This is a genomic window from Cycloclasticus sp., assembly GCF_019090545.1.
In the GTDB taxonomy this organism is placed as follows: Bacteria; Pseudomonadota; Gammaproteobacteria; order Methylococcales; family Cycloclasticaceae; genus Cycloclasticus; species Cycloclasticus pugetii.
The window spans coordinates 88,766-98,646 of the sequence record NZ_JAHRVT010000039.1 but is presented as its reverse complement, the minus strand read 5'-3'; the positions used below and the strand labels follow the sequence as shown (position 1 = coordinate 98,646).

The following is a 9,881-nucleotide window of genomic DNA, read 5'->3' as shown; positions in this document are numbered from 1 at the left end:
TAAATAAAGACTTAGTCCCCATCGTCTAGAGGCCTAGGACACCGCCCTTTCACGGCGGTAACAGGGGTTCGAACCCCCTTGGGGACGCCATTAAACTAACCGCTTACATTTGTAAGCGGTTTTTTTATGTCTGTTTGAAATATACCCAGAATATATTGTCTTGCAGTCCCATGGAAAAGATTCATCCGGTTTTTTTGCAATGAAAGTGTAGGGGGCTTTTTTAGTTTTTATTAAGCCCTTTATTCTTTTAGTTTATTTGTCCATTAAATCGAGAAATTAGTTTTTAACAAAAGAAGGATGTGTTTCTATTTTATTTCATAAAGAATTATGTCATGAGGTGTTTTTAGATAAGTTAAACGGGTATTATGTTGCGGCGCATGAATGGGCTTATTTCCCACTTTTTTATTGTCGATTTGGTGTGCACCAGTATTTTTCAGGGCGTCAGATTTTTATTTTACAAAGCTCAACTATACTTGAGTTAAATGCATTAAGTATCAGCTGTTGTTCGATAGAAACCCATAGAGTATTTGGCATAATTGAGTGCAATGTCTGTTGTTTAACGGAATGCCTATGATGCTGGAATTGAATAATCAATAAAATTTAGTTAAAACTGCTTTTTTGAGGGCTAGGTTAATTGACTGCTAGTGATAGATAAAGAGTAGCTAAATGAGGATAGGGAAGAGTAATAAGTGAAGCGACAAGGCAAAATCAGACAGTTCGATACCAAAATTAATGCTATTGCCCGTTTGGCGGATAGTGCCATTATTTTTTTAACGTTTTTATCCATTATTAACCTATTAGCTGTTGAGTGGATACCGTTGTATCTACCTGTTGTACTTGTTTCAGTGGTTCTGTTTAACTTTTTTGCCGAATCGCAAGATGCCTATAGGTCATGGAGAGGGATGGGTGTTCGCTCTGAAATAAGAGCAGTCCTTTTCTCTTGGCTAATGACAGTGTTTGTGCTATTCGTGGCTGACTCATTGCTGTTTAAAACAGGTCTCTACTATGCACCGACTGTGCGTGCTTGGTTGGTGATTGTGCCGATTCAGTTAATTGCCTGGCATGCTGCTGTTCGCGTGACACTGAGTTACATTAGATCTAAAGGGCATAATACTCGTCAAGTGGCTATCTTTGGAGCGACGCCTCTTGGTAATCGGTTAAGGGAGAGCTTTCAAAATATGGATTGGAGTGGGCTTAAATTTGTTGGTTATTATGATGATCGAGCACATATCTCAGGTGATAGACGATTTGATGGAGAGGGGGTCGATATCCTTGGTGGGATAGAACAATTGATAAGAGATTGTAAGAGCGGAGCTGTAGATACGGTCTACATTACCATTTCTATGTCAGCAGAGAAAAGAATTAAAACGATAACGGAGCGGTTGGCTGATAGTACAGCGTCGGTTTACTTTGTGCCTGACCTGTTTACGTTTAATTTACTTAATTCACGTTGGGTAGATTATCAAGGTGTGACAGCAATCAGTATTTACGAGACACCCTTCGCTGGATTGGATAGCTTTTTAAAACGTATAGAGGATATTATTTTGAGTATTTTTATTCTCACACTAATAGCCCCTGTCATGTTAATTATTGCAATCATTATAAAGCTTACTTCTGCAGGCCCCGTATTGTTCAGGCAAACACGCTATGGCATAGATGGGGATAAAATAAAGGTGTGGAAGTTTCGTTCAATGACGACACAAGATAATGGTGAACATATACAGCAAGCGAAAAAAGGCGATGCACGTATTACACCGTTTGGTGCTTTTATACGAAAAACATCTCTTGATGAATTGCCGCAATTTTTTAATGTGCTTAAGGGTACTATGTCAATTGTTGGGCCTAGACCCCATGCCGTTGCCCATAATGAAGAGTATCGAGAGAAAATTCAAGGCTATATGCTTCGGCATAAAGTAAAACCAGGTATTACCGGCTTAGCGCAAATTAAAGGGTTTAGAGGTGAAACAGATACCTTGGATAAAATGGAAGGGCGAGTTCATTATGATCTTAAATATATTCAAACATGGACAATTGGATTGGATTTAAAAATTATATTCCTAACTATATTTAAAGGCTTTTTAAATAAAAATGCTTATTAAATTTAGTATTGATAATAAAAAAACTAACATTCAGGTAATAAACGGACATATAATATGTGTATGCTAATTACATTGTTATAATGTTTATGTTAGAAAGAATGATTATTACGATTAATTAGTACCAAAGTACAATAGGCGGTTAGTTATTATTTGCTTATTATGAATTTGTCTTTACGGTTATTTTTAGTTTGTAAAGGCACTTAACGGCCATAAGCTTAGTGATAAGTGGATGGTTTTTTTAGGCCAAACTTGGTGTGAACCAGGGACGGAAAGTCACAGATCTTTAACGCATGCAAACCTGAAGATGGCTGGACTGCATTACTTAGGTAAATATTTAAATTAATTTAAAGGAAAAAATTATGAAAAAAGTAATGTTTTTAATAGTAGGAATGCTCTTGTCGGCTAACGCCTCAGCAGCAACACTTTCGCTTACGACTGCGGGTACCTTAAATGCTTCTCAAGAAGTATCAGCGGTTGTAAATAATGGCAATGTGGCAATTGGTAGTGGCGAAACAGCAGGTGGTAGTTGGTTCTCAGACTTTAATTTAACAACTGATGTTGACACGTCTGCTGTTGTTGAATGGTCTTTCAACCCTGAGTCAGCAGTGTCACAAGCTGAGCTTAGTATTTGGGATGATGGTGTTCGTATTATTCAAGAATTTGTTGCTGGCGATTTTATTACGAGTGTATTTTTACAAGCTGGGCACACATATTGGGTTGACTTTACAAGTGTAACTTCAACTGCATTAAGCTACGATATTTCAGTAAGTGCAGTACCTGTGCCTGCTGCTTTATTTCTATTTGCACCAGCGCTTTTAGGGTTCTTTGGCTTACGCCGTAAAGCAGCTGTTGCCGCTTAAGTTTCTAATACATTTGCTTTTAGCAAGTTATTAGTTAAAAAAGGGAGCTTTTGCTCCCTTTTTTTATATATTAAATTACAATTAGTTTAGTTTTATAAAAAAGGTAATATCCAAATGAGAAATGTAAATTTATGCGGCAACTTTTTACTATTGGTTGTGTTGTTAGTGAGCCACAATGCAATAGCCTCTGAAAAATATTTATTAAATGCAGGCGATATTTTGGATATATCAGTTTGGAAAGAGGAAGCATTAAATAAAACAGTTGCTGTTTTGCCGGATGGTAGTTTGTCTTTCCCGCTTGCGGGGTCATTACAAGCTAAGGGTAAAAGTATTAACGAACTTGAACTAGCCCTTAAGAAGAAGCTTGAAGAGTATATAACAGACCCTGTGGTAACAGTTGTTGTGGCAAGTGTTAACGGTAATACGGTTCATATACTGGGCAAAGTGCAAACACCTGGCAGTTTTGTTATGAATCAACAATTAACGGTAATGCAAGCATTAAGTTTAGCAGGTGGTTTATCTACCTATGCTCAGGAAAATAACATTATTGTGCTACGTGAAAATAATGGTAAGCAAACTGTTATGCCCGTTCATTATGCGAAGATAAAAGATGGCGATGACCTGTCCACAAATGTGGTACTGGAAAGTGGCGATGTTATTGTAATTCCATAGTCAGGCCTCTAATGAACAAAATAATTCCATTAACATTGTTTGGAACGATTGCGGTGAGCAGTTTACATGCTGCTGAGTGGTCTTTATCAGGTAGTGTCAATCCTTCGTTGGAATATGACGATAATATTTTTATGCGTGATGAAAATAAACTGGGAGATTATCATGCAAGTATGAGCCCTACATTAAAAGTGGCTCATGCACTTGAGAATGTCGAAACATCCTTAAGCACAGGTTATGTATTAGACCGGTATGAAAGGTCAAGTCAGCTTGATACAGACAACCCTTTTTTGCGTTTTCAGACAGATTATAAAACAGAAAGAAGTACCTGGGGTCTTGACGTGAGTTATGTGGAAAGTACCAGTCGGTCTGAGGCCGAAGAGGATTCAGGTGATTTTGAAACAAACTCAATATCAACCACGGAAAGTATTTCACCCTCGTATAGTTTTCAACTCTCAGAACGTGATGTGTTATTGGTAAGTGCTAGTTATTCTACGAAAGAATATTCAACGGCTGACTTTAGTAATAGTAGAAATCGTTCCTTTTCGACGGGTTGGGAGCATCAGTTTACTGAGCGTTTTAATGGTGGTGTTAGCGTATCGGCGAATAATAATAAATCAAGTGGTCTGTTCACTACGACAGATGACGATACTTATAATGTGTCGCTAACAACAAAGTACGACCTATCAGAAATTTGGGCTATTAATGGCAGCGTAGGGATGCGACAGCTCGATAGTGAGCAAACTGGTTTGTTTGGTTTTAAAGAAGACACCAGTGATACAGGCTCTTCGGTAGATATGACTGTTTCCTATAAAGGTGAAGTCGATAATGCAAGTCTAAATTTGTCTCGTTCAATAAGTCCTTCTAGCACAGGTGGTGTGACAGAACAGGATAGGATTAGCCTTAACTGGTCTAGAGAACTAACCGAAACACTAACAGCGCGAGTTAGTACCAGTTTTCAAAAAACAACAGCTGCCCTTGATGATAATGATGAACGTGAAAATATTAATTTTTCACCTTCTGTAAATTGGAAGTTCTCACCAGATGCTAGCTTAACTTTTTCATATATCTTCCGTCAGCAAAAAGAAGAATTAGATGACAGTGATGCAAGCAGTCAAGCAGTTATGCTGATGTTAAACTATAATTGGGATGGTTTTAGAGTCTCCCGCTAAGGTATAGAGAAAAAATGGAAGAAGATGTTAAAGGAATAAGTGATTATTTAGAAATACTTAATCGCCATAAAAAATTAGTTATATACCCAGCCATTTTTCTTATATTGGTATCTGGCGCTATTGCACTTTCGTTACCCGCAACGTACAAATCTAGTGGCTTAATTTTAATTGAATCTCAAGAGATTCCTAATGATTTAGTTCGCTCAACAGTGACCAGTTATGCCGACCAAAGAATAGCGGTCATCAAACAAAAGTTAATGACCACGTCAAGAATAATGGATATTGTCAAACGTCATAACCTTTACGTTGAAGAACGTCAAAAATCACCCCCTTCTGCAATAGTTAACTATTTTAAAGCAAACATGTTTATTGATATGGTGAGTGCAGATGTAACAGACCCACGTAGTGGACGTGCTAAGCGTGCAAATATTGCCTTCAATGTCTCCTTTATGGATAAAAGTCCAACCACAGCACAAGTGGTTGCTAACGAGTTAACAACACAGTTTCTGAGTGAAAACGTTAAAACACGTACCGCTCGCGCGCAAGAAACAGAAGGTTTTTTAAAAGAAGAGGCGAATAAGTTTAAACGCGAAATTCAATTATTAGAAAAAAACATAGCTGACTTTAAGGAAACGTATAACGACAGTCTACCGGAGCTACTTCCTTATAATTTATCAATGGTCGAGAGTATTCAGAAAGAATTGGTTGATGGTCAAAACGAGATCATGGATTTAAAAGAGCAAGTAATATTAATGAATATAGAACTAGCCAATCTAGATGCATTAATGCCGTCTCCAGGCATGCAGCAGCAGCCAACGACAGCAGTTCAGCAGCTGGCTCTTGCAAAATCTGAGTACACAACCCTTCAAGGCAAATACTCAGATAACCACCCAGATGTTAAGCGCTTAAAAAGACAAATAGATAGCCTTGAGCTAGAGGTGGAACAATCAGTTAATACGAATGATGCTACTCCTACACAGTATAGAAGCCCACTGTATTTAAAAATACAATCAAATATAAAGTCTTCTGAACGTGAAATTAACAGGCTTTTAGTCGCCAAAAAAGAATTAAAAGAAAAGCTAGCCCTATTTGAAAAACGAGTTGCTGATACTCATCAGGTTAAAAGAGCTTATGATGATTTAATTCGTGATTATGATAATAATATGGCGAAGTATCAAGAGCTGAAGTCTAAGGAATTGCAGGCACAGCTGGCTAAAAATCTCGAGTCTGAAAATAAAGGTGAAAGCTTCACTTTGATTGAACCGCCGCGCGTTCCTGGTAAGCCTGAAAAACCAAATAGACCTAAAATATTTGTTTTAGGTGTGGCAGGTTCAATAGCTGTTGGTGTTGGTCTTGCTTTATTGTTTGAGTTCTTGGTGGGTGGTGTTAGAGGTTATGACAAAATCAGAAAAATTACCGGTACTGCTCCACTTGTTGTAATACCAATATTGACAGTAAAAGGTGAGCATATTGTAAAAACAAGCAACCCTTATACTAAAATATACTGGTTACTTGGGGCGATTGTGGTATTAGTAATAGGTGTTCACTTTTTTGTTATGGATCTTGAAATACTCTGGTTTAAGGTTCTTCGTAAAATTAGCTTACTTTGAACGTTCAACGTTATTTAAAGGTGTAAATATATGGATAGAATACAAAAAGCGTTGGATAAAGCAAAAGCTAAGCAGCAGCCTGGGCCTAATTCATTTAATGATGAAAATAGAAAAGACATCGTTGTTACTGTTGATAAAAATCAACCGTTAAATAACGCTCAGGATGTAACAGGAATTACTTATACCGAAACAAAAGTCGTAGAGGTTTCAGAAAAAGCTTTAGCAGAAAAACGAGTAATTGCTTCACAATATAGTAATTCTCAGTCTGGCGTTTTTAGAATGCTTCGAACGCAAGTATTGCAAAAAATGCGTGAAAAAAGTTTTCAGACCCTGGCGATTACTTCTCCGACAGCCGGTGAAGGTAAATCTGTAGTGTCCTCAAACTTGGCTGTCGCCATGGCAATGGAGTCAAATCAAACAGTACTATTAGTAGATTTAGATTTACGGAATCCAACGTTAAGCGATTATTTTAGTTTAGATGTAGAAGTAGGTTTAAAAGATTACTTAGAAGGTAATATTGGTATTTCTGAAGTACTAATTAACCCTGGTATTAAAGGATTAGTCATATTACCAGGAAAAGGTCGGGCAGAAAATTCAGCGGAATTATTATCAAGTAAGAAAATGGCTCATTTAGTGTCTGATTTAAAAACGAAATATAATTCAAGAATGATTATCTTTGATTCGCCGCCAATCTTACAAACCGATGATGTTTTATTGGCTTCTAATTACATTGACTCTACCTTATTGGTTTTGGAAGATGGTAAAAATAAGGAGTCTGAAATAGTCAAGTCTCTTCAATTGTTAGAAGGTACTGAGCTCATTGGTAGTGTACTAAATAAGTCCGAGAAACCACCAATGCATCAAAGTTACTAAAAATGTATACGGAATATTTTGGCTTAAATAATAAGCCATTTAATCAAGTACCTGACCCAGAATTTTTATACTTAAGCCCTAATCATAAAAAAGCATTAACACTGTTAGAATATGGAGTTGTAAGTCATGCTGGTTTTACGGTAGTAACGGGCGAAATTGGTGCGGGTAAAACAACACTGATTAGAGCATTACTAAAAAAAATAGATGATGACTGCGTTATTGGTTTAATCAATAACACGCACGAGTCCTTTGGTGGGCTAATGGAGTGGGTGTTAGATGCTCTTGATATTGAATCAGCTGCCTTAGATAATGCTGGTAGATACAGAGATTACATAAACTTTGTTATAGAGCGGTACGCAGAAGGGAAACGTGTCATCCTTATAATAGATGAGGCACAAAATCTAAGTGTAAAAGCATTAGAAGAGTTACGTTTATTATCAAATGTAAATATCGACGCCGATATCTTTTTGCAATTAATTTTAACAGGGCAGCCAGAATTAATTGATAAATTAAATGAACCTGAGCTTGAGCAATTTGCCCAACGTATCGGGGTAGAGTTTCACCTGAGTGCCTTAAATTATAGGCAAACAGAAAACTATATAACGCACCGTTTAAAAACAGCGGGTGCAAGTCACCGTATCTTTACGCACGAAGCGTGTGCAGCCATATTTTGTTATAGCGAAGGTGTTCCTAGAAGAATAAATAATCTATGTGATTTTGCTTTGGTATACGCCTTTGCAGATGATCTGGAAACGATAAAAATAGATACAATCCTAAGCATGATGAAAGATAAAAAAACCTCACGTATCATCAAACCATCGGGGAAGCTAAACCCACAGGTAGAAAGTGTACGGAAGTTATTAAAAAATAAATACGATATAGTATTAACATAATTATTATTTTTACTTTGAATTTTCAGCAAACAGAAAACCGGTTCAAAGTGATCGCTCAGCTAAAGCATTAACAACAGCCGCTTCAAATGATAATGGAAACGATGTTAAGAGTGCTGAAAGTAACGATAATGTGAATATTAACCCTCCTTCTTTTTTGCCATATTAAACCTCTGATTCCTAAACATAGCTAAATAAAATATTGCTCATTATACAAAAGGGCGTGGTTCATCAATATCAAGTGTGATTGATAAGATCGGCATATTACAAACAACTTAAGTAATAGCTTGAAGCTGCTTCAGTTATTGAGCAACTAAAAACCTGTTTTGCTGCTAAAGAAAAACTGGGTAAGCTGCTGTTATCGGGTCTGTAAGGTGCCTAGCTCACTTTAAATTTGCTTTATGATAAAGTGTGACCGAGTATACGTTCTCTATTTAAAATTCTTCTATTCTTCATCCATACCTAATTAAACAGCTGGTTTGCCTAGGTGTAATAAGTGCTTACAACCCTATATGAACAAAAGATGAAAATGACCGGAGTATTAAAGATGAATACATTTAGAATAAATAAAATGCTAACCGCCACTATGTGTGTTGTCGTATTAATGCTTGGTTGCACTGATACAGACCCTAAGGAAAGTGCTAGTCAATCTAACAACACTAAGCCTGAGCAAACCAATATAAAAATTGACCAATTAGCCGGGGCGCATAATATTATTAAGCAAATTAATACAGAGTTGGAAAATAACCCATCCGCTGCTGGTGGCAAAACATATTATGTGTGTGATACGGGTAATGATGAAAATACAGGCTTGTCAGAATCAAGCCCATTCCGTAGTTATGAGAAAGCCATGTCAATGTTTGCAACTATATCAGGCGGTGACAGTGTTTTATTATGTCGTGGTGGACAGTTTCCTATTACAAAAGGTAAAGGGGTTAATAACTTAAACTGCTCAGTAGAGGCTCCCTGTACATTGAGTGATTATGGGGATGCAACAAAAGCTAAGCCGTCGATTATTTCATCAGACTCAACCGCTGCTTTGAAATTTTACGGGAATATAAACCCTGCTAAAAACGGTGGTGGTTACGTTATAAAAAACCTTAATTTGTTATCCACAACCGGCACGGGTAACGGTATTTTTCTTTATGTAGGTGTGCACGATATGTTATTAGAGAACCTTCATATCCAAGGCTTTAGGTTAGGTGTACAGCTCGCTGGCACAAACATACATAAAATAACGCTCAAAAACTCAACGGTAATAAATAACGTTGGGCAAGGTGTGTTAGGCGGCTGTACTGATTGCCTTTATGAAAACAATTACTTTCAAAATAACGGGGCTACTGTATATCATCACAATATTTATCTTAGCTCTGGCTCAGATGAAACCTCCATTACAAAAAACATGGTTGTGCGAGGGAATACTTTATATCAATCTGCCTTAGACGATGAGGGCAAGTGTGGCGGGGTTTCATTAGTGGCACATGGGCGGTTCGAAGGTCTTACCATTGAAAACAACCTTATTAAAGAAGATGTAGGGGCGGTTAAAGGCACTTGCTACGGTATTAGCGTAGACCCAGGCTATGGCTATGATGAGTACTTTAAAGATGTAGTGATAAGAGGGAATACTCTATTAAACGTAGGTGGTAATGCTATCGGTTGTGCATCATGTGATGGTGCGCTTATCGAAAATAATACCATTATTGACGAA

General features: G+C 37.3%; 7 protein-coding genes, 1 tRNA gene and 1 riboswitch. All 8 genes read left to right on the top strand.

Annotated features, from left to right (window positions below; genetic code table 11):
• The first annotated feature begins 14 nt into the window (after window positions 1-14).
• The 8 genes from KUG63_RS09975 (at window position 15) to KUG63_RS09940 (ending at window position 8,176) form a co-directional block, all read left to right on the top strand.
• Window positions 15-90: transfer RNA gene (locus KUG63_RS09975), tRNA-Glu, on the top strand.
• A gap of 599 nt (window positions 91-689) precedes the next feature.
• Window positions 690-2,099 (top strand): undecaprenyl-phosphate glucose phosphotransferase, encoded by a 1,410-nt coding sequence (locus tag KUG63_RS09970; RefSeq protein WP_287555136.1) that lies wholly within the window; start codon window positions 690-692, stop codon window positions 2,097-2,099.
• Between the two features lie 232 nt (window positions 2,100-2,331).
• Window positions 2,332-2,420: riboswitch (cyclic di-GMP riboswitch) on the top strand.
• 38 nt (window positions 2,421-2,458) lie between these two features.
• Window positions 2,459-2,959 (top strand): hypothetical protein, encoded by a 501-nt coding sequence (locus KUG63_RS09965; protein WP_287555134.1) that lies wholly within the window; start codon window positions 2,459-2,461, stop codon window positions 2,957-2,959.
• A 114-nt stretch (window positions 2,960-3,073) separates the two neighbouring features.
• The gene (locus KUG63_RS09960; RefSeq protein ID WP_287555132.1) at window positions 3,074-3,631 is read left to right on the top strand and encodes a polysaccharide biosynthesis/export family protein; all 558 of its coding nucleotides are present in this window, start codon (window positions 3,074-3,076) and stop codon (window positions 3,629-3,631) included.
• Between the two features lie 11 nt (window positions 3,632-3,642).
• Window positions 3,643-4,800, top strand: a complete 1,158-nt coding sequence (locus KUG63_RS09955; RefSeq protein ID WP_287555131.1) for a hypothetical protein — start codon at window positions 3,643-3,645, stop codon at window positions 4,798-4,800.
• Window positions 4,801-4,814: 14 nt separating this feature from the next.
• Entirely contained in the window at window positions 4,815-6,410 is a 1,596-nt protein-coding gene (locus KUG63_RS09950) for a GumC family protein (protein ID WP_287555129.1), read from the top strand.
• A 30-nt stretch (window positions 6,411-6,440) separates the two neighbouring features.
• Window positions 6,441-7,283 (top strand): CpsD/CapB family tyrosine-protein kinase, encoded by an 843-nt coding sequence (locus KUG63_RS09945; protein ID WP_287555127.1) that lies wholly within the window; start codon window positions 6,441-6,443, stop codon window positions 7,281-7,283.
• Window positions 7,284-7,285: 2 nt separating this feature from the next.
• The gene (locus KUG63_RS09940; protein ID WP_287555125.1) at window positions 7,286-8,176 is read left to right on the top strand and encodes an ExeA family protein; all 891 of its coding nucleotides are present in this window, start codon (window positions 7,286-7,288) and stop codon (window positions 8,174-8,176) included.
• The last annotated feature ends 1,705 nt before the right edge of the window (window positions 8,177-9,881 follow it).

Coding starts and splice junctions, on each gene's coding strand:
- KUG63_RS09960 (WP_287555132.1), top strand. CDS start 3,074: ATGAGAAATGTAAATTTATGCGGCAACTTTTTACTATTGGTTGTGTTG.
- KUG63_RS09950 (WP_287555129.1), top strand. CDS start 4,815: ATGGAAGAAGATGTTAAAGGAATAAGTGATTATTTAGAAATACTTAAT.
- KUG63_RS09965 (WP_287555134.1), top strand. CDS start 2,459: ATGAAAAAAGTAATGTTTTTAATAGTAGGAATGCTCTTGTCGGCTAAC.
- KUG63_RS09955 (WP_287555131.1), top strand. CDS start 3,643: ATGAACAAAATAATTCCATTAACATTGTTTGGAACGATTGCGGTGAGC.
- KUG63_RS09940 (WP_287555125.1), top strand. CDS start 7,286: ATGTATACGGAATATTTTGGCTTAAATAATAAGCCATTTAATCAAGTA.
- KUG63_RS09945 (WP_287555127.1), top strand. CDS start 6,441: ATGGATAGAATACAAAAAGCGTTGGATAAAGCAAAAGCTAAGCAGCAG.